The sequence below is a fragment of the Arthrobacter sp. zg-Y844 genome (assembly GCF_024385465.1).
Lineage (GTDB): Bacteria > Actinomycetota > Actinomycetes > Actinomycetales > Micrococcaceae > Arthrobacter_B.
Map to the genome: position 1 here is coordinate 858,170 of NZ_JANFLS010000001.1, position 23,435 is coordinate 881,604.

Below are 23,435 nucleotides of genomic sequence, written 5' to 3' on the forward strand. Positions count from 1 at the left end.
GCTTACCGGGTGGCGAAGTGCAGCCAGACAGCCCCGCCCCAGAGTCCGCCTGCGGTCAGCGCCAGCGCCAGTTCGGCAAGGATCCCGATGCCCATGGCCTTCAGGGTGGCCACACTGGATGACCAGGCGGCGGGCAGGTCCCGCTTGCGCAGCCACTCGCTGAGCAGCAGGCCGACGGCGAACCCGATGAACAGGCCCACGGCAGGAATGGTGAACATTCCAACGATGCCCACAGCCACGCCCGCCACGATGGAGCGCTTGGGGATTTCCCGTTCCTTGAGCCGCCGTCCGGTGAGGAAGGCACTGGACAGCATTCCGGCGATCAGGAGCACGGCACCGATCCCGAAGGACCACCAGGCCGGTGCGCTCTGCACTCCGAGGGCCCAGCCCAGCAGGGCAATGAGGATCAGGATGCTGCCCGGCAGCACGGGCACCACAATGCCGATCAGGCCCACGGCGATCACCAGGGCTGCGGCAATGGTTACAAGAAGGTCCGGATCCATTCCCCCAGTGTTCCACCAGCTGTCCACTCCCCTCGTATTTGCCCGCCGGGGCGGTTCGGCCTTTGCGATTCTGCTGCCGGTTGGGGATTCCGCTGCCGGTTGGGGAAATCCCTCCGCTGCGCAGTGGCAGGGATCTCCCAAACCGGTCGGGTTTTCCCAAACTGGAGCCTTTACCCGGTCCGCCGGGCCCGAAATCCCCGGCGTGGCTCGGACCGCCGGGTGGAGAAACTACTAAGGATGCTTATAAGGTGGCATCTTCAGCCCGATTCACCGGACGGAAAACAGGAGAGCAGTAAATGAGCACCGAACCAGGGAACACAAACGCTTCCAACACCGGACGCGGAGCCTCTGACGGCGGCCCGTTCCGGGACCGGTCCGATCGGCCGGCGCCCGTCGACGACAGCCAGGCTATTCCCGTGGACGGTCACCGGGAGGACACCGCCACCCGGGCCATGGACACCGACACCGCCTCCTCTTCTCCGTCGCATGCCACCGGACGCCGCGCAGGCAGCCATGCCGCCGAGCCGGTAGCGGGCACCGCAAACGACGACGCCGCCGGCCGCGCGATGCCGGTCTCCGATTCCCGTTCGGGCGCCGATTCCGGCTCCGAAGATACGCACACCCGGGTTGCACCGGTCACCGCCACCCGCTCCCCCGATACCGACGGCACCGGCGAGCACCGCGGCGCAACATCGGTATCTGCCGTGCGTGACCACCGTGACGCAGATACTGAGCGCGATTCTGACCGCGACGCCGAGAACCGGCACGCCATGAACTCCGGCGACACGACAGATGATCGACGCGACGCCCGCGACGACCGGAACGATGACCGCGGCGTCGTACGCGACCAGGACCGGGACGGCCGAATTGATGACCGTAACGCCGTGCACACCCGCGAGGCCGCCCTGCCCAACCGTGAGGCACTGCTGGCCCGGGAGAAGGAACGCTTCGGCGGCTTCAAGTTCGGTGCGGCGTTCTTCGGCTGGCTGACCGCTACCGGAATGGTGGTTCTGCTTTCGGCGCTGGCTGCGGCGATTGGCGCTGCAGTGGGCCTCTCGGCTGAAACCAACCTCGGCCAGGCGCTGGAATCTGCAGCAGCCAACCAGTCCGCCGGGATCATCGGCGCGATCATCATGCTCCTGGTCCTGCTGCTCTCCTACTTTGCCGGTGGATACGTCGCCGGGCGCATGGCCCGCTTCAACGGCGCCAAGCAGGGCCTGGCCGTATGGCTCTGGGCACTGGTGGCGGCCGCCGTCGTCATCGTCCTGGGCCTGATCTTCGGCAACGACATCCGCAGCATCAGCCAGCTCAACTCGGTTGCGCCGCTGCCCGAGAACCTGGAAGGCATGGAGGCCGGCACCTGGATTGCCGTCGCTGCCAGCCTGCTGGCCACCCTGCTCGGCGCCATCCTGGGCGGCCTGGCCGGTATGCGTTACCACCGCCGTATTGACCGTGCAGACTTCCGCACGGAAGAGTCCGTCGTCCGCTAAGACGTTGTCGGTCCTAACGGCCGCTGCAACCGCCGGTTTCCGGGGATTGCAGCGGCCGTTTTTTGTTGGTCCCCTCACCCAGCAGGACGTCCCACGCTCCGGTGCGGAAGCGACGGCTGGGACCTCACCAGCAACAGCTGCACCACATCGTGGGATGCCGTGTCCGTCAGGATCAAGACGTCCCACCATCCGGTACGGAAGTGGCTCCTGTGACCTCACCTGCAACACCTGCACCACGTCGTGGGATGCTGTGTCCGCGACGAGCAGGACGTCCCACGCTTCGGTGCGGAAGTGGCGCCTGAGACCCCGCCAGCAACACCGGCGCCACGTAGTGGGATGCCGTGCGGGCCACAGTGCCAGGCGAGCAGGAATCAATGCCCGACAACTTAAACACGCTGAGGCCCCGCATCTGCGGGGCCTCAGCTCTAACGGGATGAAACCGCAGACGTTACGGGGACGGGGTGCCGCCGTTGACGTTCAGCGTTTCGCCGATCACGTAGCTGGATTCCGGCGACGCCAGGAAGACGTAGGCCGGAGCCAGTTCGGTGGGCTGGCCCGCACGGCCCAGCGGGGTGCTCTGGCCGAACTCCGTCAGCGCCTCCTTCTGCTGTCCGTCGGACGGCTGCAGCGGGGTCCAGAACGGACCCGGCGCCACGGCATTCACACGGATTCCCTTGGGTGCAAGCTGCTGGCCAAGGCCCTTGGTGAAGTTGTTGATGGCCGCCTTGGTGCTGGCGTAGTCCAGCAGGTCGGCGGACGGCTCGTAGGCCTGGATCGAGGTCGTGTTGATGATGGTCGATCCGGCCGGCAGGTGCTTCAGCGCAGCCTTCGTGACCCGGAAGAACGAGTAGATGTTGGTCTTGAACGTATGGTCCAGCTGCTCGTCGGAGAGATCTTCAAGGTTCTCCACGGCAATCTGCTTGCCCGCGTTGTTGACCAGGATGTCCAGCCCACCCAAGGCCGAAACGGCATCCTCGACCAGCTGGCGGCAGTACTCGGGATCCTTGAGGTCACCGGGAAGCCTCACCAGCTTACGGCCGGTCTTCTCGACCACCTCGGCAATGTGCTGGGCGTCCGGCTCCTCCTCGGGAAGGTAGGAGATGGCGACGTCGGCCCCCTCACGGGCGAACGCAATGGCCACAGCCGCACCGATGCCGGAATCGCCGCCGGTGATAAGCGCCTTCCGGCCCTCCAGGCGTCCGGTGCCGCGGTAGGTGTCCTCGCCGTGGTCCACGTGCGGGGTCATGTCCTTGTCCAGGCCCGGCTCGGGCTGGTCCTGGATGGGCGGTGCGATGGACGGGTAGCGGTCCACGGGGTTCTGGAACGTGTACTGGTCCGACTTGTTGCCGTTTGTCATAGAAGTTCCCACTTTCGGTAGGTCAGTCCATTCGGGCGGTCCGGCTAGGGCCGCCGTGAAAGGCGGTCGCTCACGCTAACGTAAGCATGCTTATTACCCTATGCCCGATTGGCGCTTCTGCTCAAGTCTGCGGTTCCGCCGCACAAATCGCCGCTGCTATGGCCCTGCCCGCTGCCGGGGGCGCAAACTGCTGCATATCCAACTGCCTTGGAAGGAACATCATGACTGAAGGAACCCGGAAGCGGATTGTCGTTGGCGTGGACGGCTCAGAGGAGTCATTGGAGGCGCTGCGCCTGGCCCGTCGACTGGCGGACCTGCTGGAATGCCGCATTGAGGCCATCTCGGTGTGGGAGTTTCCGGCAATGCTGGCCACGCCGTTTCCCACCACCGAATGGTCCCCGCGGGTGGAAGCCGAGCGGGGCCTGGCCGAGGCGGTGGAAGCAGCCTTCGAAGGGAAGGGCATTCCGGAGGGTCTCACCCAGTCAGCGGTGGCCGGCCAAACCGCCCGGGTGCTGATGGAAGCCAGCCGCGGGGCGGAGATGCTGGTGGTGGGCAACCGAGGACGCGGCGGTTTTGCCGGGCTGCTGCTTGGCTCGGTCAGCACCGCTGTGGCCGCGCACGCCTACTGCCCGGTGCTGATTGCCCGCCCCCACCGGGACTAAACCAGCCAGCATCGTCTATACGGAAGGCGCGGGACGCCCGGACGGCCCCGGCCCCGGACCGGGGGCGGACCGGGGCCGGAGCTACCGGACCAGAACTACCGGTGAGCCGGAACCCGGCGCAGCAGCACGGCCGCACCCGCGGCGGCCACCACCATGGTGACCAGGCCGATCAGCGAGGTGATGTTGACGCCGGAGTCGAAGGCCGTCTGCGCGGAGTGCAGCAGCGCCGAGGCAGCATCTGCGGGCAGGTCCCGGGCAGCCTCGACGGCGCCGCCCAGGGTTTCCCCGGCGGCAGCCGTCTGCTCCGGGGTCAAACCGGCCGGGACCTGGACGCCGTTGCGGTAGGCCGCGGTGAGGATGCTGCCCAGCACGGCAGTGCCCAGGACGGACCCGATCTCGTAGGCCGTCTCGGAAATGGCCGAGGCGGATCCGGCACGGGACGGCGGAACGCTGGCCAGGATCAGGTCGTTGGAAATGGTTTCCGCAGCCCCAACGCCAACGCCGAGCAGCAGGAACGCGATGATCAGCTGGAGCACGGTCACCGACTCCCCCGCGGCAAAGACCAGGGCATAGCCGGCTCCGTTGAAGAGCAGCCCGCCGGCCACCACAACCGCAGGGCGGACCCGTTTCACCAGGGGCACCACGGCCAGGCCGGTGATGATGGTGAGCACCAGTCCGGGCAGCATGGTCAGGCCGGCTTCGATGGGCGTCTGTCCCACCACCAGCTGCAGGTGCTGGGAGAGGAAGAAGATGAAGCCCACCATGGCGAACAGGCTGAGCAGGTTCGCGGCGATGGAGCCGCTGAAGACCGGGTTCCGGAACAGCCGGACGTCGAGCATCGGCTTTTCCCGCGACAGCTGGCGGCGGACAAAGAAGAAGCCCAACACCAGGCCGGCGGCGATGAACGGCAGGCCGGCCGCGGCGCCGTCGTGCGCGAACTCCTTGATGCCGTAGGTGACCGAGAGCATGGCGCCCATGACCAGGACAACGCCGAGAATGTCGACGGCGCCGGGGCTGGGGTCCTTGGATTCGGGCAGCAGTATCGGGGCGAAGATCAGCAGCGGCAGCAGCACCGGGATGGACAGCAGGAACACCGAACCCCACCAGAAGTGCTCGAGCAGCACGCCGCCCACGATCGGGCCGAGGGCCGCGCCGCCGGAGAAGCCGGCGGCCCAGATGGCCACCGCGATCCGGCGCTGGGACGGGTCGGTGAAGATGTTGCGGATCAGCGACAGGGTGGCGGGCATCAGCATGGCACCGAACACGCCCATCAGGGCACGGGCCACGATCAGCAGCGCCGCGGAGGGCGCAAACGCGGCCACCAGGGAGAAGACACCAAAGCCCACGCTGCCGATCATCAGCAGGCGGAGCCGGCCGATCCGGTCACCGAGGCTGCCCATGGGCACCAGCAGGCCGGCAAGGACCAGGGCGTAGACGTCCACGATCCACAACAGTTCGACGCCGGTGGGTGCCAGCGCCTGCGAGAGCGACGGGATGGCGAAGCTCAGGACGTTGTTGTCGATGGAGATGAGCAGAACGGGCAGCATCAGGACTGCGAGTCCCCACCATTCACGCGTTCCTGCACGCGTAACTGCGGGTTTTTCCTGGACCGCCAGCACGGCTTCCTCCTTCAAGGTTGATCTTTCACGGATTCTGGGCAGGGAAAACCCCACCGAAGTACTGTACCGTCTAGACTGTATGGTAGCCAAATTGCGGCTGTTTCGTCCGCTGATGGCGTAGCGTAAAAGCATGCCCAACACTCGTCCCGCCCGGGACCGCATCCTCGATGCCTATGAGGAGCTCCTCATCAATGAAGGCCCCCGCGGCGCCACCCTGGACGCCGTCGTCGCCCGCGCCGAGGTTTCCAAAGGCGGCCTGCTGTATCACTTCAAGAACAAGGAAGCGATGGCCGGGGCCCTGATCGAAAAGCTCCGCAGCCTCGCCGCGGCAGACCTGCAGACCATGCGCGAGGATCCGGAAGGGCCGGCGCGGTACCTGGTCCGCAGCTCCGTGTACGTCGGCAGCGAGCTGGACCGGGCACTGATCGGCGTCGTCCGCCTGGCGCAGGCATCCGATCCCGTAGCCTCGGAGCTGCTGCAGGACATCCACCGCAGCTGGTTCGACCTGGTCCATGACGAGGTGGGCGATCCGGGCATTGCCCGTGCCATCACCCTGCTGGCCGACGGCTTGTATTACAACGAGGGCCTGCCCGGCGGCTGGCCGCAGGCCACCCGCGACAGCCGCACGCATTCCGTCTCCGACCTGCTGGAAATCGTGGATGTCCTGAAATCCCACGCCCAGCAGGCGCAGACGTAACCTTCCGGCGACACCCGACAGTGTCCGGCGCGGAATTCCCCGTGGTTTGGGAAAAACCCTGCGGTTTGTGACAATCCCTGCGCCGCGCAACGCAGGGATCCGGACAAACTGCAGGGATCCGGACAAACCGAGGGCCGGCGTAGGGCCAACCCTCGGCGTGGCAGGATGATTCACTGCTGTGCCGTCTGCCACAGTGGTGCCATGAACACAAGCACAGCTGACCTGTACGACGAACGCGGCGACGAGCTGGCCTCGGTGTCCCTGCAGTTCCAGGACCTGGGCGGGCATGTGGGCTTCACCGGCCCCATCCGCACCGTCCGCTGCCTGGAGGACAACGGCATCATCAAGTCCCTGCTGAACTCCCCGGGCGAGGGCGCGGTATTGGTGGTCGACGGCGCCGGGTCGCTGAACACCGCACTGATGGGAGATCTGATTGCCGGCGCCGCCGTGGAGAACGGCTGGGCCGGCGTCGTCATCAACGGCGCCATCCGTGACCGTGCCGCCGTCGCCAAGCTGCCCCTGGGCGTGAAGGCACTGGGCTCGAATCCGCGCAAGAGCGCCAAAAACTCTGTCGGCGAGGTGGATGTGCCCGTAGAGTTCGGCGGCGTCACCTTCCGTCCCGGCGCAGTGCTCTACGCCGATGAGGACGGGATCCTCGTCGAACCCTAGGAGTCCCGATGGCCAACGTCCTGCTCTTCCACCACGCGCTCGGCCTGACCTCCGGCATGGATGCCTTCGCCGAGGTCCTGCGCGAGGCCGGCCACACGGTGACGGTGCCCGATCTCTATGACGGACGTACGTTCACCGACCTGGAGGACGGAGTGGCCTATGCCCAGGAGATCGGCATGGACACCATCGAAGAACTGGGTGTCAGCATTGCAAACCGGTTCCCGGAGGACATGGTCTATATCGGCTTCTCCCTCGGCGTGATCCCGGCCCAGCGGCTGGCGCAGACCCGCCCCGGCGCACGTGGCGCGGTGCTGGTCAGCGCCTGTGTGCCGCTTGGTCCCTTCGGTGATACCTGGCCGGCCGGTGTGCCGGTGCAGATCCACGGCATGGACGCCGATGAGGAATTCGTGGACAGCGGGGACCTGGACGCCGCGGAGAACCTGGCCGCGTCCACGCCGGACGCCGACCTTTTCCTCTATATGGGTGCCTCGCACCTGTTCGCTGACATCAGCCTGCCGGACTACGACATGGACGCGGCGTTCACGCTCACCCGGCTGGTGCTCCAGCTGCTGGAGCGGGCGGACAACCCCGCTTAGGCGTTCCAGAGTCCGTAGGAGTCCGCCAGCGAGGAGATCTTCTGGGCGCGGGCCAGGCGCGGCAGGTAGGAGCCGTCGCCCACCACAGCACCGGCTGCGTGCGCTTCCAGCAGCTCGTGGGCCCAGGTGATTTCCGAGCCGCTCGGCGAGAGCCCCTGGTTGATGAAGTCCGTCGCCTCGGGCATCAGGCACAGCTTGCCGGTCATGCCCATGCTCTGGGTGACCTTGCAGGCGTCCAGCAGCTTCTCGCCCAGTGCGCCGACGGTGGGACCGTCGATAGGGCCGGGCAGCTGGCCGACGCGGGACGCAACAACGAGCTTGGAGCGGGCGTAGGCCAGGGCCATCGGATCATCCGAGGCGCCGGTGTCGCGGCGGAAATCGCCGACGCCGAACGCGAGGCGGAACGTGCCCGGCGCGCTGGCGATGGCGGTGGCGTTCTCGATGCCGAGGGCCGATTCCACGAGGGCGAGCACCGGGGTGCCGGCCTGCAGCCGCATTGCCGTGTGGGTGACCTGCTCGGGCTTCTCGGTCATCGCGAGCATCACGCCGCGCAGGCCCGGGGCCTTGGAGAGGGCAGCGAGGTCATCGGCCCAGTACTCGGTTTCGATGCCGTTGACGCGCACCCACGCGGTCATGCCGGTGGACAGGGCCTCGACAACCCGTTCACGGGCTTCGGCCTTGCCGCCGGCCGGAACGGCGTCTTCCATGTCGAAGACCACCGAATCAGCTTCGGACGCCAGCGCCGGCGCAAAGTTCGCTTCGTCTGCGGCGGACGCCAGCAGCCAGGAACGGGACAGTTTCGCGGGAAGGGCAGCGGCTCGGCTGTTTCGGAAAGGGGCCATACAGAAGACATTACTTTCAGGGTCGGCGGTTGCGTAAATGCGACGGGCGTCATGTGGGCACCGTCACGCAAACGGTCCGGCTACGCCCCGCCGCGGCGCAGCAGCCGGCCGGCAGGAGCGGCGGGGTCGACGTCGACGCCGGCCAGCAGCGTCCGCCGCACGACGCCGCTGAGCTGCTTCCCCGCGTACGGCGTGACCGGATTCTTATGCTGCAGGGCGGCAGGATCCACGGTGAAGGTATCCCCGGCCGCGAAGACCGCAAAGTCGGCGTCCTTGCCCGGAACAATGCCGCCCTTCCGGTCCAGGCCGGCCAACGCTGCGGGCGCCGTGGACATCCAGTGCAGCACCCGTTCCAGCGGGATTCCCCGGCTGCGGGCCTCGGTCCAGATCAGCGGCAGGCCCAGCTGCAGCGAGGACACCCCTCCCCAGGCCACGCCGAAGTCCCCGCGCACCAGGTCCTTCAGGTCCTGGGTGCTGGGCGAGTGGTCCGAGACGATGCAGTCGATGGTTCCGTCCCCCAGCCCGGCCCAGAGCTGTTCCCGGTTCGCGTCCCCGCGGATGGGCGGGCAGCATTTGAACGCCGTGGCGCCGTCGGGGATCTCCTCGGCGGTCAGGGTCAGGTAGTGCGGGCAGGTCTCGGCGGTGAGGCGGACGCCGTCGTCCTTCGCCGCGCGGATCAGGGGCAGCGCCTCGGCGGAGGAGAGGTGCAGGATGTGCGCCCGCGCCCCGGTGCGCCGTGCGGCCTCGATGACCTGTCCGACGGCGGTGTTTTCCGCTTCCGGCGGCCGCGAGGCGAGGAAGCCGGCGTACCGCGAGCCGGCCGGGGTGTCCTGGATCTTGTCCGGGTCTTCGGCGTGGACAATCAGCAGGGCGTCGAAGGTTTTCAGTTCGGCGAGGACGGTTTCCATTTCCGCCGGTTCCAGGTGCGGGAATTCGTCGACGCCGGAGTGGACCAGGAAGCACTTGAAGCCGAACACGCCGGCGTCATGCAGGGGACGCAGGTCCGTTTCGTTCCCGGGGACGGCTCCGCCCCAGAATCCGACGTCGACGGCGGCCTGCGGCTCGGCGCAGGCCCGCTTGGTCTCCAGCGCCTCCACGTTCACGGTGGGTGGGATGCTGTTCAGCGGCATGTCGATCAGCGTGGTGACCCCGCCGGCCGCTGCCGCCCGGGTGGCCGACGCGAATCCCTCCCACTCGGTGCGTCCCGGCTCGTTCACGTGCACATGGGTATCGACCAGTCCGGGCAGCAGGGTTTCGTCCTCGGCCAGTTCCAGCTGCCGCTCCCCTGCCAGCCCGGTGCCCAGCGGGACGACGGCGGCAATCGAGCCGTTGTGCACGGCCACTTCCGCCGGGACAATTCCTTCCGGGGTGAGGACCGCCTGGCCGCGGATCACCAGGTCGTAGCGGTCTGCCTCCGGTGTCGCGGCGGATGCCTTCGACGGCGCCACGGGGGCCGACGCTGACTTCGCCTCCGGATCCAGCCAGTCAAAAGCCCCGGAAGCCGGTGCCGCGTATTCCAGCGCTATATCCCCCCGGTAGCCGCCGCTGCGGCTCGCCCGGACCCACTCCGCCAGGGGCAGGCTTCCGGTTCCGGTCGCTCCGCGGCCGGGAGCATCGGCAATCTGGACGTGCCCGAACCGGCCGGCATCGGCCGCCACCAGCGCCGCGACGTCGTCGCCGTTCACCGCCAGATGGTAGAAATCGGCGAGCAGCGCCATGTTGGCCGCCCCGGCGCGGTGCATCCGGTCCAGCACCGCGAAGACATCCGCAGCCGTTTTCAGGGGATAGTCCGGCGCGCCGCTGAGCGGTTCCAGCAGCACGGTTCCGCCGAAGGGTGCGACGGCGCGGGCCGCCTCGAGCAGGTTCCGCTCGGCTTCGGCATCCTGCTCCTCAGGGCTGAAGCGGGGATTGCGGTTGCCGTAGAGGGCGTTGAACAGCCGGCAGCCCAGCCGTTCCCCGATTCCCGCCACCACCTGCACGTTGGCCCGGAAATCAGCTCCCCGGTGCGGCAGGGAGAGCAGGCCGCGTTCGCCCGCAGGCATTGCCCCGGCGTCGAAGTTCAAAGCGCCCAGGCGCACCCCGGCGTCGCGGATGGCTGCCTCGAACTCGGCCACCTGCGCCTGCGGCGGGACCGGTTCGGGAAACGGCCACCAGAACTCCACGGTGTCGAAGCCCGCAGCGCGCGCGGCGGCCGGACGTTCCAGCAGGGGAAGTTCGGTGAACAGGATGGAGCAGTTCACCGAGTATCCGGAGCGGGCGCCGTCGTGCATCACCGGCCCCCCAGCAGGACCTGGCGGTTCACGTCCTTATAAAGGAGGTAGCGGAAGTTCGAGGGGCCGCCGGCGTAACAGGCCTGCGGGCAGAACGCGCGCAGGGACAGGTAGTCGCCTTCCTCCACCTCCACCCAGTCCTGGTTGAGCCGGTACACCGCCTTGCCCTCAAGCACGTACAGCCCGTGCTCCATCACGTGGGTTTCGGCGAAGGGAATCACGGCGCCGGGTTCAAAGGTCACCACGTTCACGTGCATGTCATAGGCGACGTCGTCCACCGGGATCATCCGGGTGGTGCGCCATTTGTTGTCCGTGCCGGGCATCGGCGTCGGCGCAATGTCCGCCTCGTTGCCGAATACCGGGGCCGGAGTATGCCCGACCAGCGGCTGGTAGGCCTTGCGGATCCAGGCGAACTTCACCGTTTCCTGCCCCTCGTTGAACGCTCCCCACAGCGTTTCCGGCGGCAGATAAGCGAACCCGCCCGGAGTCAGCACATGGTCCCGGCCCAGGCGGCGGACGGTCAGGGTGCCCTCGAGGACGAAAAGGAAGGACTGCACTTCAAGTTCCGGCTCGGGGGCGCGGGAGCCGCCGCCCGGGGCCACCTCCATCAGGTACTGGGCGAAGGTGGTGGCCCCGCCGGCGACCGGCCGGTTGAGGATCCAGGCGCGGGTATCGGTCCATTCGGGCAGCACGCTGACCACGATGTCCCGCAGCACGCCGCGGGGAATCACGGTGTAGGCCTCGGTGACCACGGCCCGTCCGGTGAGCAGATCGGTCTGTGCGGGCAGGCCGCCCTCGGGGGCGTAGTAGCGGGGCGTGTTCACTATCGGACCTTTTCTTCGGTGGTGGCGGCGGGGGTGGCCGTGGGGGTGGGGGTGGGCCGGGCGGCTGGATGGGCGAGGGCGGCAAGTTCGACGCCGGTGAGCCCGGTGTCCCCTGCAATCTCGGCTTCGGTGAGTGCTCCGCACAGCAGCCCGCGGTGGACAAACCGGGCCAGCGCACGGGCCGTGGCCGGCTCGTCGAGGACGCTGCCGCCGCGTTTCTGCACGTAATTGCGCAGGCGCACCGCGGCGGCGTCGAACCCCTCCCGGTAAAAGGCATAGGTGGCCAGGAAGCGGGTGGGCAGCTGCGCCGGATGCAGGTCCCAGCCCTGGTAGAAGCCGCGTTCCAGGGATCGGCGCACCAGCCGGGCGTGCCGCTGCCAGGCCGAGACGATCTCGGCGGGTGTACCCAGCGGCAGGATGTTGGTGGAGCCGTCGGAGAGCCGGACGCCGGTGCCGGCGGCGGCCACCTGCATCACGGCTTTGGCGTAGTCCGCGGCCGGATGCTCCATGGACTGGTAGGCGGCGGCGATCTGCACCGAATCGGAATAGTCGTAGGTGCCGTAGTGCAGGGCGCTAACCCGGCCCTTGGCCCGGTGGATCAGCTGCGCGGCGGGCACGGTGCCGTTGGCGGCCAGGATCAGCTGCGGGGTTTCCACCTGGACCTCGAACCGGAGCCGTCCTGCGGGCAGCCCGTGGGCGTCCTCCAGCAGTTCGCAGATGAAAACCATGGCCTCGACCTGTTCCACGGTGGAGACCTTGGGCAGGGTCAGCACCAGTCCGTCCGGCAGCGGCCCGGCTGCCAGCAGGCCGGCCAGGAACAGGTCCAGCGTGCGGACGCCGCGGGCGCGGGTGGCAGCTTCGAAGGACTTGAACCGGATGCCGACAAACGGCGGCGCGGTCCCGGCAGCCACCGCCCCGGCGACGGCGGCGGCCGCCTGCCGGGCATGGCCGTCCTCCTCGTCGTCGGGCCGGACACCGTAGCCGTCCTCGAAATCCAGACGTAGGTCCTCGATCGGTTCGGTGCGCAGCTTCGCCTCGACCAGCGGGACGACGGCGGCGGCCGTGCCGGCGCCGATCCCCAGTTGGTCCGCCAGTCCGGCGAGGCTGCCGTGCTCCACCACCGCGGCCAGCCCCTCCTCGCCCCAGGTTCCGGGGAGTGCGGGCACGCAGCGGTCTGCCGGGATGTAGACGGTGTGCACGGGCTGGCGGCTGCCGTCGTCGCCGGGGTAGGCCGTTGCGAGCAGCCGGTCGGTGTCCGCGAGGACGGCGTCCAGCCGGGCCAGGTGCTCGGCGCCGAGGACGGGGTCGTACTCAAGGGTTGGTGTCACGGTGGAGATCCTCATGGGGTTCGGTTCCGGTGGTGGTCAGCGGGATTTCCTGGCCGTCGGCGTCCAGCAGCTTGCCGCCCTGCACATGGTCGCCCTCCTTCAGCGCCGCCAGGTTCTCGACCCGCACAATCCGGTCGGCGCCTTCGGCGAAGACGGAGGGGTCCTTCGGGTTTCCCGAGCGGATGTGGTTGAACAGGATGTTCATCAGGATGGCCATGACGGCGGCGGAGCTGATGCCGGAGTGGAAAATGGTGCCGAACCAGGTGGGGAACCGGTCGTAGAAGGTAGGGGCGGCAATCGGGATCATGCCGAAGCCGATGGACGTGGCAACGATGATGAAGTTCATGTTGTCCCGGTAGTCCACCTTGGCCAGGGTGCGGATACCGCTGGCCGCCACCGTGCCGAACAGGACAATTCCGGCGCCGCCGAGCACCGGCGTCGGCACGGCTGCCACTACCCGCCCGAGGATCGGCAACAGGCCAAGGATGACCAGGATCAATCCGCCGGCGCTGACCACAAAGCGGCTCTTGACTCCGGTGATGGCCACCAGGCCCACGTTCTGGGCGAAGGCGCTCTGCGTGAAGGAGTTGAACACCGGGGACAGGGCGCTGGAAAGCATGTCGGCCCGCAGGCCGTTGCCGATCCGCTTGGCGTCCACCTTGGTGTCCACGATCTCCCCCACGGCGATGATGTCCGCGGTGGTTTCGGTGAGGGTCACCAGGATGACGATCACCATGGAAATGATGGCCGCTGCCTCGAAGGTGGGCAGCCCGAAAGCGAAGGGCTGCGGGAACGCGAACACGGGGCCGGTGCCCACCCCGGAAAAATCGGCCTTGCCGGTGATGAGGGCGAAGACCGTGCCCAGGACAATGGCGATGAGGATGGACAGCCGGGAAATGGTGGAGCTGCCCAGTTTGCTCAGCAGCAGCACCAGCAGCAGGGTCAGCCCGGCCAGGCCGATGTTGGAGACGCTGCCGTAGTCCGGCGCGGCGCTGCTGCCGCCCATGGCCCAGTTCGCCGCCACGGGCATCAGGGTCAGTCCGATGGTGGTGATCACGACACCGGTGACCACCGGCGGGAAGAAGCGGATCACCTTGGCGAACACCGGGGTGATCAGCAGCCCGATCAGGGACGCGACGATCACGGCGCCGAAGACGGACTGCAGCCCGCCGCCGCCGTCGAGAATGGCGGTCATGGTGGCCACTCCGGCGAAGGACACGCCCTGGACCAGGGGCAGCTGGGAGCCGAAGAAGGGAATGCCGACGGTTTGCAGCAGGGTTGCCAGGCCGCCGACAAACAGGCAGGCGGCCACCAGCATGCCGACGTCGGTGGAATCCAGGCCGGCGGCGGTGCCGACAATCAGCGGCGGGGCGATGATCCCGCCGTACATGGTCAGCACGTGCTGGAAGCCATACGCGAACGTGCTGCCCAGCGGCAGCCGGGCGTCCTCGGGGCGGGCGGCGGCCCGCGCCGGCGCGGCGCGGTGCGCGCGGCTCATCAGCAGAACCCGCCTACGGTGTTCCAGACCGGCGCTTCCGGGTCCGTGCCCTCGCGCAGCACGGACGCCTCGATCAGCCCGTAGGGCCGGTCCGCGGCGAAGAAGACTTCGTTGGGGTTGTCCAGGCCGAAAGGTGCCAGGTCCACCAGGAAGTGGTGGTTGTTCGGCAGGGAGAGGCGCACTTCCACGATTTCCGGGTGGGCAGCAATCACGGCTTTGCCCATTTCATACATGGACTGCTGCAGGGCCAGGGAGTGCGTGGCGGCGAAGGCGTCCAGGAGCAGGGTCCGTGCGGAGGCGTAGAGGGCGTTGAAATCCAGGGCGGCCAGGTCCGTCTCCGGGGCGTAGCGCCATTTGGCGGTGACGTCCGTGGCGAGGATCCGGTCCGTGGTTTCGGCGAGGGTGGTGTAGCGGTCCCGCGGGAAACCGTGGAACTCCGAGCCGGTGGATTTGAGCACCGTCAGGCCGCTGATCCCCGAGACCAGGTGCTGCCTGCCGGCTTCGGACAGCAGGACGGCGGTGCGGATTTCGGATTTGTCCTTGGCGAAGGCGTGGTCATGGTCGCTGATCCGGTTCCAGAAGTACTGCTCCGCGGCCCAGCGTCCACCGGTGACCCAGCCGAACCCGCCCGTGAAGTGCTGTTCCAGGCGCAGCAGGAACGCCTCGGGCGAGCCGACGCCGTCGCGGGCGAAGGCGTAGATGGTGTTTTTCTGCGTGTCGGTGGCCACCACGGAGGAGTTGTCCCCCTGCGTGTGGGCGGCCTCGAAGTCGCCGTGCAGCTGGGAGGTGACGCTGAGGTCCTCGAGGGAGTGCCGGGCGGTGTCGCGGGTGACCTTCACCAGCCGGACTTCGGCCTTGCCGTATTGGTTGCGGCCGAGCACGATCTTCGATTCGGTGCTGGCGGTGGAGGTGTTGACCCCCGCGGGGGCCTGCGTTGCTTCGGTCATGGCTCAGCTTCCTCGGTAGGTGGAGTAGGCAAACGGGCTCAGCAGCAGCGGCACGTGGTAGTGCTGGGCCGGGTCGGTGAGGCTAAAGGTCAGGGAGACGCTGGGGAAAAACGTGTCCGTTCCGGCGGCGTCAAAGTAGTCGCCGGTGGCGAAGTCGATCCGGTACGTGCCCGGCTCCAATTCCGCCGGGCCGAGGCTGCCGATCCGGCCGTCCCCGTCCGTGGTTCCCTCCCCCACCCGCGTCTCGCCGCCGTCGTGCAGGGACCAGAGGGAGGCGGCGACGCCGGCGGCGGGCCTGCCGGCGGCGGTGTCCAGGATGTGGGTGGTGACGTGGCTGCGGGTCATGCGTTCAACAGTCCTTCGAGTCGGAGGATGGCAATGTCGCGCAGCTGGGCTGCAATGACCGGGAGTTCTTCGGCGTCGGTGTTCTGCAGCCGTTCTTCGAGGACGGCCAGGATTTCCTCCGCGCTGCGGCCGGCTGCGCGGATGAGGAAGACGCGGCCGAACCGGTCTTCGTACGCGCGGTTGCCGGCCCGCAGCCGGTCCTGGATCCCCTCGAGCCCGCTCACGGACGCCTGCTCGCCGCGGGAGAATCGGGCTTCAGCGCCGGTGCCGTCGGCGCGGTCACCGATGCGCGGGTGGTGGGCCAGGGCGGCGTCGATCTCTGCCTGGGTGAAATCCGGGGCGGCCAGTTCGGCGAAACTCAGCAGCTCCCCGGGCGTGGCGAACGGCCGGGCGGCGGCCACCTCGTTGCACCAGCGGGGAATGTCCACGCAGGGCCGCAGCATCGCTTCGGCATCCGGCCGGGACGCGGCGTTGAAGGCGGCAAGGAAGTCCGCTGCTTCTGGAGGCGTGTCTTCTGGGGGCACGGGTGTCAGCTTTCAGTCAGAACTCATCCGCCGCCGGCGCTGGACACCCTTGACCATCGGCGACGCCGACTTGATTCGATGTTCCGGAACGGAATTTATATTTGGGACAGTCTGTGCGCCCCCGCAGTATCTGTCAAGGAACTGCCCGTTATTAAACCTGCAGTATTACTGCAGGTTAATTTGTGCGCTGTTCCGCGGGTGCTTCCTGTCCGGCCGGCCGGCTTCCACAATGACTTCCATGGACTCCTCCGGTGAACGGAAGGCAGGCCGCCGGCAGGCCCCGACCGGGCTCGGCCGTGCCTGTCTTTGGACGGCGTGCGCCGCTGGCCTGCTGCACGCCGGCTTCAGCTTCTACTGGGCCCTGGGTGGCCGCTGGCTGCTGGATACCGTGGGCCAGTGGGCCGTACAGGAATCCACTGAGGCGCCGTTGCGGACCGGGGTGCTGCTGGGAGCCGTGGCCGCTTTCAAGGCCGCGGCCGCACTGATTCCCGCGGCGGCGGCGTACGGCAGGGTGCCGAAGCCGGGCCTCTGGCGGACGCTGAGCTGGATCGGCGCCGTGGTGCTGGTGCTGTACGGGGGTGCGAACACGGTGGTGAGCAATGCCGTGCTGGCCGGGCTGATCCGCCCGGACACCGGGTATGACCGCATGGCGACGATCGGGCATGCTTGGCTCTGGGACCCGCTGTTCCTGCTGTGGGGTGGAGCCCTGCTCGGCTATCTCGTACTGTCCCGTACCGGACTGGATAACCCGCGGGAACGCGCCCGCTGAGGACAGCACGCCATTTCCGGCGGGGTATCCCGCCGGAAAGAACCGCGTGGTACGCTTCCCTGCAATTACCGGAGCCCTGGAGGTTTTGGATCGGATTTGCGGTGCCGGAAAGAACATTCTTTTGCGGCCGGCAGGTACAAAGTAATGCGCTTTTGAAATGTTTCATTGTTTTGCGGAATTAAGGCCCCTGCCCGTTCTATCCCGCAGGGGGAACTCACCGCTTTGGTTGCTGGGCTAGCCGGTGGCGGTTGCCGCCGGGTTGCCGGAGGGTAGGCCGCAGTGCTGGACATGTTGGAAGAGTTGGCGGCCGCCACGGCCGGGGGGATTCCCTGCGCCGCGGCGACCATCGTCCGCGCCTCCGGCTCTGTTCCCCGGCCGGTCGGCACCACCATGCTGGTCAGTGGCACCGGGGTGATTTCCGGTTCCCTTTCGGGCGGCTGCGTGGAGGCAGCCGTCGTCGCCGCTGCCGAGGAGGTCCTCGCCGACGGCCGCCCGCGGCTCGAGTCCTTCGGTTACAGCGACTCCGACGCGTTCGCCGTCGGGCTGAGCTGCGGCGGCACCCTGGAAGTCTTCATCTCCCCGGTGTTCTCCGGCACGGTCCCCGCCGTTCCGCCGCCCGGCGAGCCCTGCGCACTGCTCCGGAGGATCGACGACGGCGCGGCTTCCGTTCCGCTGTTGATCGGGGACCCGGCAGGGGCCACGCCTGCAGGTCTGCTTTCCGCCCACGGCCCCGCGCTGGCCGCGATGCTGGGCCTCGACCCGGCGCGTGCCGCAGCCCGCCTCGCTCCGCTGCTGGCGGCCGGCCGCACCGGCGTCGTCGAACTGGGAGAGCCCGGCGGTCCGGAGTGCGACGGCGGCAGCGCCGTCCTGTTCCTGGAGTCCCGGCTGGCACCGCCGCGGCTGGTGCTGATCGGGTCCAACGACTTTTCCGCCGCCCTTGCCCGGCAGGGACGGATGCTCGGCTACCACGTGACCATCTGCGACGCGCGGCCTGCGTTCACCATGCCGGAGCGGTTTCCCGATGCCCACGAGGTGCACGTGCAGTGGCCGGACGCGTACCTGCGCGGGGAGGCGTCGGCCGGGCGGCTGGATGCCCGCAGCGTGGTCTGTGTACTCAGCCACGACGCCAGGTTCGACGTCCCGGTCCTGGCCGAGGCCCTGCGTCTGGAGCTGGCCTTTGTCGGGGCAATGGGGTCCCGCCGGACCCACGACGCGCGGCTGGCTGCACTGCACGCAGCCGGGCTGGCCGGACCCGAATTGGCGAAGCTGCACTCCCCCATCGGGCTCGACATCGGTGCCGCCACCCCCGAGGAGACCGCAGTATCCGTTTTCGCGGAGATCGTGGCTGCCCGGTCCGGAGCCGCCGCCAGCGGACAACCGCTGCGCGATGTTTCCGGCCCCATCCATCCGACCAACAGGCTCCGCGCCAGCTGAGGAAATCCCATGGACCTACCCACCGTTTCCGAGCTGATCCGCACCGCGGACCCGCAGCGCTGGCGTCCCGGAGACGCCTGGCTCGCGGGCGGCACTGTGCTGTTCTCCTACGGCAGTGAAACCCTGCAGCGGCTGCTGGATGTCACGGCCGCTGACTGGGAGCCGCTGGTGCTGAACGACGACGGACTCGAGGTCGCCGCCACCTGCACCATCGCCGAACTGTATGGATTCCCGGACGCCGCCGCACCCGGACTGCGGCAGGCCTGGCCGGCACTGGACCTGGTGCAGCCGTGCTGCGACTCCTTCGTGGCCTCCTTCAAAGTCTGGAACGTGTCCACTGTGGGCGGGAACATCTGCACCGGCCTGCCCGCCGGGCCCATGACCTCGCTGACCGCGGCGCTGGACGGCGTCGGACTGATCCACTCCCCCGGCGGCACTTCCCGCCGGGTGCCGGTGGCCGAACTCGTGACCGGCGACGGGCGTACCGCGCTGGCGCCGGGGGAACTGCTGCGCAGCATTTCGCTCCCGGCCGCCGCGCTGCGGGCACGCACTGCATTCCGGCGGCTCTCGCTGACCAATCTGGGCCGGTCCGGGGTGCTCCTGATCGGCCGCGTCGACGAGGACGACTGCTTTGTCCTGACCGTCACTGCGGCCACAAAGCGTCCGGTCCAGCTGCGTTTTTCCGCGGTGCCGGACGCCGCCGACCTGCGCGCCGGCTTGGAGGATGCGATTGATGCCGGGCTCTGGCACGACGACGTGCACGGGCTGCCCGAATGGCGGCAGGACATGACCTACCGGCTGGCGGAGGAAATCCGCGCCGAACTTGCCGGACCTGCACCCGCACCCGCACCCGCACCCGAGGACGGCTCCCTGTGACCTACCGGATCAACAACGCCGAGGTGGAAGCCCAGCCCTTCCCCGGGCAGTGCCTGCGCACCTTCCTCCGCGAACAGGGCAACCTGGGCGTCAAAAAGGGCTGCGACGCCGGCGACTGCGGCGCGTGCACCGTGCATGTGGACGGAAAACCCGTGCACAGCTGCATCTACCCCGCGGTCCGGGCCGAGGGCCGGGAGATCACCACCATCGAGGGGCTGGCCGACACGGCGCGGCTGGCTGGCGGCGAGGGCTTGGCCGACGGCGCGGGGCTGGCCGACGGCGCTGCCCTGCATCCGATGCAGCAGCAGTTCCTGGACGCGCAGGGCTTCCAGTGCGGGTTCTGCACCGCCGGCATGGTGATGACCGCAGCGACCTTCGACGATCAGCAGAAGGAGAACCTGCCCCGGAACCTCAAGGGAAACCTCTGCCGCTGCACCGGTTACCGGAGCATCGAAGATGCTGTCTGCGGGCACCGGCACACTGAAACGAGCACCGCCGGCGCCGAGCCGTCCTCCGGCGGAGCGACCCCCGCGCAGACCGGCGATGCACGGACTGTCGGCGTCAACGTGGCCGCTCCGGCGGGACCGGACATCGTCACCGGCCGCGCCCGCTACACCCTGGATGTCCCGGCCAAGGACCTGCCCGGGCTGCTGCACCTGAAGATCCTGCGCTCCCCTCACGCACATGCCCGGATCCTGTCCATTGATGCGAGCGCCGCCCTGGCCGTGCCCGGCGTTGAAGCGGTGCTCACCCACGAGGACGCCCCGGACCAGCTCTTCTCCACCGCCCAGCACGAACTGCACACCGACGACCCCGACGACACCCGGGTCCTGGACAATGTGGTCAGGTTCCGCGGCCAGCGGGTGGCCGCCGTCGTCGCCGACACCGTGGGCGCTGCGGCCGAAGGCGTGCGTGCGCTGAAGGTCGAGTATGAGCTGCTGCCCGCGGTGCTGGATCCGGAGGCGGCCCTGGCGCCCGGCGCTCCGGAGGTCCACCCCGGTACCGCCGGGAACGTCGTGGCGGAACTGCACTCCGAGGTCGGCGACGTTGCCGCCGGCCTCGCAGCGGCCGACGTCGTGCACGAAAACACCTACTACAGCCAGCGCCTGCAGCACGTCGCACTGGAGACGCACGGCTCGATCGCGTACTTCGATGACCTGGGCCGCCTGGTGGTGCGGACCTCCACACAGGTGCCGTTCCTCGTCCGGCGGACGCTGTGCCGGATCTTCGGGCTGAAGCTTGCCTCGGTGCGCGTGCTCGCCGGCCGGGTGGGCGGCGGGTTCGGCGGCAAGCAGGAAGTGCTCACCGAGGACCTTGCCGCGCTGGCCGCGCTGAAGCTGAAGCGCCCGGTGCAGCTGGAACTGACCCGCGAGGAGCAGTTCACCGCCACCACCACCCGGCACCCCTTCGCCGTGAAGGTCCGCGCCGGAGCCTCCGCGGACGGCACCCTGACCGCGCTGGCCCTTGATGTCACCGCCAACACCGGCGCCTACGGCAACCACGCCCCCGGCGTGATGTTCCACGGCTGCGGGGAATCCGTGGCCGTCTACCGGTGCGCCAACAAGAAAGTGGACGCCCGCTCCGTCTACACCAACACGCTGCCCTCCGGGGCGTTCCGCGGCTACGGGCTGAGCCAGATGATCTACGCGATCGAATCCGCCATGGATGAGCTGGCCCGGGACCTGGGCATGGATCCGCTGGACTTCCGCCGCCGCAACGTGGTGGCGCACGGCGACCGCATGGTCTCCACCTCCCCCGAACCTGCCGAAGACGTGCATTACGGCAGCTACGGCCTGGACCAATGCCTGGAGCTGGTGTCCGGTGCGCTGGCTGCGGGGCGGGAGCAGCCGGAGACCTCCGGGGCGGAGCTTGTTTCAGCCGGGCCGTCCGGGGCGGCCGACCCGTCCGACGCGGCCGACGACGGCGGGTGGCTGATCGGTGAGGGCAGCGCCGTCGCCATGATCGACACCGTGCCGCCGCGCGGGCACATCAGCCACGCGAAGATTTCCCTGCGTGAGGACGGCCGGTACGGGCTCGACGTCGGCACTGCTGAGTTCGGCAACGGCACCACCACCGTGCACGCGCAGCTGGCCTCGACGGCGCTGCACACCACCGCGGACCGGGTGCTGATCCGGCAGGCGGACACCGATCTGGTGGACCACGACACCGGTGCGTACGGCTCCACCGGCACGGTGGTGGCGGGCAAGGCGTCGCTGGCCGCTGCGGAGGAACTGGCCACCCTGCTCAAGGGCTTCGCCGCGTCCCTGTTTAGCTCCACCTCGGCGCAGGTGCATCTGCTGGCGGACGCCGTGGAGTGCGGCGGCGAACGGATCCCGCTGGCCGACGTCGCCGTCCGGGCCCGCGAGGAGGGCATCGACCTGTCCGCGGAGGGCCGGTGGGGCGGCACCCCGCGGTCGGTCGCCTTCAACGTGCAGGGCTTCCGGGTGGCGGTGCACGCCGGGACCGGGGAGATCCGGATCCTGCAGAGCGTGCACGCTGCGGACGCCGGCGTCGTCGTGAATCCGATGCAGTGCCGCGGCCAGATCGAGGGCGGCATTGCCCAGGCTCTCGGGGCGGCATTGTTCGAGGAGGTGCGCATTGACGCCGAGGGCACGGTGGAGACCCGGATCCTGCGCGAATACCACGTCCCCACATTCGCCGACGTGCCGCGCACAGAGATCTTCTTCGCGGAGACGGACGATTCGCTGGGACCGATGGGCGCCAAGTCCATGAGCGAAAGCCCGTTCAACCCCGTGGCGCCGGCGCTGGCCAATGCGCTTCGGGATGCCACCGGAATCCGGTTCGCCCGGACACCGTTCGCCCGGGACCGGGTGTATTTGGGGCTGCGGGCTGTCCGGGTTCCGGCCGAGGTTGCCGCGGAACCGGAGGCTGCGGCTGAGCGGGAGACTGCGCCGGCTCCTGCCGCGCCTGCGGAACCGGAGGCTGCGCCGGCTCCTGCCGTGTAGGTCGACTGGTTTCCCTACGGTTTGTGCATTTTCCCTCCGGTTTGGGAAATCCCTCCGCTGCGCCGTGGCAGGGATTTCCCAAACCGGCAGGGTTTTCCCAAACCGGAGGGGTTCTGCGTCCTGCGGCGGCTCCGGCTGAGCGGGAGGCTCCGACGGTGTAGCCCGACGTCTGTAGCCCGGAGATCAGGAGCGAATCCCTGCGATCTGTCCGATTCCCTGCGGTTTGTCCGGATCCCTGCGCCGCGCGAGGCAGGATTTGTCACAAACCGAGGGGTTTTCCCGAAGCGGAGGAGTTTTGCGTCCTGCGGCGGGATGCGCCGTGGGCTAACCGGCCGCTGAGCCCCGAAGCGTCCGCAGCACCCCGCCGATCCTCCGCTGAACGTCCGCGGACAGGGGCCGCAGCGGGGCGGGCAGGTTCTCCACCGGCAGCAGGCCAAGCTCCGCCGCCAATGCCGAGGTCACGCGCAGGCTGCCGAAATCCCGGAACAGGTCCCAGACCGGTGCCAGCTGTGCCGACAAACGCAGGGCAGTCTCGGCATCCCCGGCCTGAGCGGCGCGGGTGATGGCGAGCGCCAGGTCCGGGAGGGTGCCGCCCAGCACGCTGAACCACACGTCCGCGCCGGCGAGCAGGGCCGGGGCGGCAAACTCGTCGCCGCTGACCCCCAGTGCCATCCGGTCCGGCAGCGCGGCCCGCACCTCACGGATCCGCTGGTCCGCTTCGTCCACCGGCCGGGGCGGAATCTTCACGGCCTCCACCTGCGGAAGGGCGCCGAGCCGGGCATAAAGCTCGTTCGTAAACGTGAACCGGGTGGTGGTCGGATTGTCATAGATGCAGATGGGCACTGAGCTGGCGGCGGAGACGGACTCGAACAGGCCCGCCACCTCGTCCTCCGTCAGCGGCTGGTAGGACACCGGCGCGAGCAGCAGGCCGGCGGCACCGGCGTTCTGGGCATCCTCGGCTCCGCGCAGGACATCGGAGGTCCGCAGCGCCCCGATCCCCACGATCACCGGCACCTCCCCGGCCGCCTGCACCGCGGCCGCTGCCACCCGGCGTCGTTCCTCCCGGGACAGATAGGCGTAACTGCCGGTGGACCCCAACGCACCGATGGAATCCACCCCGGCCTCCACCGCACGGTGGACCAGCGCGGCAAAGAGGTCCTCATCCACCGTGTCGTGGATAACGGGTGTCAGGGGAAAGGCGGACAGACCTGTGAACACG

The 23,435-nt window shown here is 68.7% G+C and carries 21 protein-coding genes and 1 pseudogene; 9 read left to right on the forward strand and 13 right to left on the reverse strand.

The features are described from left to right. Nucleotides 1-2 precede the first annotated feature (2 nt). A complete protein-coding gene (locus NNX35_RS04045) occupies nt 3-503 on the reverse strand; it encodes a DUF456 domain-containing protein (protein ID WP_255867044.1) in 501 nt (166 codons plus the stop codon). 296 nt (nt 504-799) lie between these two features. Here NNX35_RS04045 and NNX35_RS04050 point away from each other — a divergent pair, with 296 nt between their 5' ends. Continuing rightward, nucleotides 800-1,993 carry a hypothetical protein gene (locus NNX35_RS04050; protein WP_255867045.1) on the forward strand — a complete coding sequence of 398 codons (1,194 nt, stop codon included), beginning with the start codon at nt 800-802 and terminating at the stop codon, nt 1,991-1,993. 448 nt (nt 1,994-2,441) lie between these two features. On the opposite strand, the gene NNX35_RS04055 is transcribed toward NNX35_RS04050, so the two are convergent. Beyond that, nucleotides 2,442-3,350, reverse strand: coding sequence for an SDR family oxidoreductase (locus NNX35_RS04055; RefSeq protein ID WP_255862401.1), 909 nt, complete (start codon nt 3,348-3,350; stop codon nt 2,442-2,444). Between the two features lie 221 nt (nt 3,351-3,571). Between NNX35_RS04055 and NNX35_RS04060 the strand changes: the two genes are divergently transcribed. Beyond that, complete coding sequence (locus tag NNX35_RS04060; RefSeq protein ID WP_255765242.1) at nt 3,572-4,012, forward strand: universal stress protein; 441 nt, start codon at nt 3,572-3,574, stop codon at nt 4,010-4,012. 95 nt (nt 4,013-4,107) lie between these two features. On the opposite strand, the gene NNX35_RS04065 is transcribed toward NNX35_RS04060, so the two are convergent. Further along, nucleotides 4,108-5,646, reverse strand: a complete 1,539-nt coding sequence (locus NNX35_RS04065; RefSeq protein ID WP_370646944.1) for an MFS transporter — start codon at nt 5,644-5,646, stop codon at nt 4,108-4,110. A 115-nt stretch (nt 5,647-5,761) separates the two neighbouring features. Between NNX35_RS04065 and NNX35_RS04070 the strand changes: the two genes are divergently transcribed. The 3 genes from NNX35_RS04070 to NNX35_RS04080 all read left to right on the forward strand — a co-directional run bounded on the left by NNX35_RS04070 (nt 5,762) and on the right by NNX35_RS04080 (nt 7,593). Beyond that, nucleotides 5,762-6,328 carry a TetR/AcrR family transcriptional regulator gene (locus NNX35_RS04070; RefSeq protein ID WP_255867046.1) on the forward strand — a complete coding sequence of 189 codons (567 nt, stop codon included), beginning with the start codon at nt 5,762-5,764 and terminating at the stop codon, nt 6,326-6,328. A 201-nt stretch (nt 6,329-6,529) separates the two neighbouring features. After that, complete coding sequence (gene rraA, locus NNX35_RS04075) at nt 6,530-6,997, forward strand: ribonuclease E activity regulator RraA (RefSeq protein ID WP_255765244.1); 468 nt, start codon at nt 6,530-6,532, stop codon at nt 6,995-6,997. 8 nt (nt 6,998-7,005) lie between these two features. Beyond that, a complete protein-coding gene (locus NNX35_RS04080) occupies nt 7,006-7,593 on the forward strand; it encodes a dienelactone hydrolase family protein (RefSeq protein WP_255867047.1) in 588 nt (195 codons plus the stop codon). On the opposite strand, the gene NNX35_RS04085 is transcribed toward NNX35_RS04080, so the two are convergent. The 9 genes and pseudogenes from NNX35_RS04085 to uraD all read right to left on the reverse strand — a co-directional run bounded on the left by NNX35_RS04085 (nt 7,590) and on the right by uraD (nt 16,171). Beyond that, nucleotides 7,590-8,435, reverse strand: coding sequence for a CoA ester lyase (locus NNX35_RS04085; protein ID WP_227919561.1), 846 nt, complete (start codon nt 8,433-8,435; stop codon nt 7,590-7,592). The two genes, NNX35_RS04080 and NNX35_RS04085, sit on opposite strands and share 4 nt — an antisense overlap. Before the next feature lie 80 nt (nt 8,436-8,515). Continuing rightward, on the reverse strand, nt 8,516-9,883 hold the full coding sequence (gene allB / locus NNX35_RS04090) for an allantoinase AllB (RefSeq protein ID WP_255867311.1): 1,368 nt from the start codon (nt 9,881-9,883) through the stop codon (nt 8,516-8,518). Nucleotides 9,884-9,916: 33 nt separating this feature from the next. Next, nucleotides 9,917-10,705, reverse strand: a pseudogene (locus tag NNX35_RS04095) (hydroxypyruvate isomerase family protein); the annotation flags it as partial. Then, entirely contained in the window at nt 10,705-11,529 is an 825-nt protein-coding gene (locus NNX35_RS04100) for a bifunctional allantoicase/(S)-ureidoglycine aminohydrolase (protein WP_255867048.1), read from the reverse strand. The pseudogene NNX35_RS04095 and the gene NNX35_RS04100, both read right to left, overlap by 1 nt. Beyond that, nucleotides 11,529-12,857 carry an aldolase gene (locus NNX35_RS04105; RefSeq protein ID WP_255867049.1) on the reverse strand — a complete coding sequence of 443 codons (1,329 nt, stop codon included), beginning with the start codon at nt 12,855-12,857 and terminating at the stop codon, nt 11,529-11,531. The genes NNX35_RS04100 and NNX35_RS04105 overlap by 1 nt, the downstream gene beginning before the upstream one ends. Further along, nucleotides 12,841-14,355 carry a nucleobase:cation symporter-2 family protein gene (locus NNX35_RS04110; protein WP_255867050.1) on the reverse strand — a complete coding sequence of 505 codons (1,515 nt, stop codon included), beginning with the start codon at nt 14,353-14,355 and terminating at the stop codon, nt 12,841-12,843. The genes NNX35_RS04105 and NNX35_RS04110 overlap by 17 nt, the downstream gene beginning before the upstream one ends. Continuing rightward, nucleotides 14,355-15,302, reverse strand: coding sequence for a factor-independent urate hydroxylase (gene pucL, locus NNX35_RS04115; protein ID WP_255765249.1), 948 nt, complete (start codon nt 15,300-15,302; stop codon nt 14,355-14,357). Before pucL ends, NNX35_RS04110 begins: the two co-directional genes overlap by 1 nt. A 3-nt stretch (nt 15,303-15,305) precedes the next feature. Continuing rightward, a complete protein-coding gene (gene uraH, locus NNX35_RS04120) occupies nt 15,306-15,647 on the reverse strand; it encodes a hydroxyisourate hydrolase (RefSeq protein WP_255765250.1) in 342 nt (113 codons plus the stop codon). Beyond that, nucleotides 15,644-16,171: a 2-oxo-4-hydroxy-4-carboxy-5-ureidoimidazoline decarboxylase gene (uraD, locus tag NNX35_RS04125; RefSeq protein ID WP_255765251.1), complete on the reverse strand. Its 528-nt coding sequence runs from the start codon at nt 16,169-16,171 to the stop codon at nt 15,644-15,646. Before uraD ends, uraH begins: the two co-directional genes overlap by 4 nt. A 238-nt stretch (nt 16,172-16,409) precedes the next feature. Here uraD and NNX35_RS04130 point away from each other — a divergent pair, with 238 nt between their 5' ends. From NNX35_RS04130 to NNX35_RS04145, 4 genes are all read left to right on the forward strand, one after another. Then, entirely contained in the window at nt 16,410-16,940 is a 531-nt protein-coding gene (locus NNX35_RS04130; RefSeq protein WP_255765252.1) for a DUF3995 domain-containing protein, read from the forward strand. A gap of 288 nt (nt 16,941-17,228) precedes the next feature. Further along, a complete protein-coding gene (locus NNX35_RS04135; RefSeq protein ID WP_255765725.1) occupies nt 17,229-18,374 on the forward strand; it encodes an XdhC family protein in 1,146 nt (381 codons plus the stop codon). Nucleotides 18,375-18,383: 9 nt separating this feature from the next. Further along, nucleotides 18,384-19,250: a xanthine dehydrogenase family protein subunit M gene (locus tag NNX35_RS04140; RefSeq protein WP_255765253.1), complete on the forward strand. Its 867-nt coding sequence runs from the start codon at nt 18,384-18,386 to the stop codon at nt 19,248-19,250. Next, the gene (locus tag NNX35_RS04145; RefSeq protein WP_255765254.1) at nt 19,247-22,216 is read left to right on the forward strand and encodes a molybdopterin cofactor-binding domain-containing protein; all 2,970 of its coding nucleotides are present in this window, start codon (nt 19,247-19,249) and stop codon (nt 22,214-22,216) included. Before NNX35_RS04140 ends, NNX35_RS04145 begins: the two co-directional genes overlap by 4 nt. Nucleotides 22,217-22,540: 324 nt before the next feature. Here NNX35_RS04145 and NNX35_RS04150 read toward each other — a convergent pair whose 3' ends face one another. After that, nucleotides 22,541-23,434, reverse strand: a complete 894-nt coding sequence (locus tag NNX35_RS04150) for a dihydrodipicolinate synthase family protein (protein WP_255765255.1) — start codon at nt 23,432-23,434, stop codon at nt 22,541-22,543. Between the last annotated feature and the right edge of the window lies 1 nt (nt 23,435).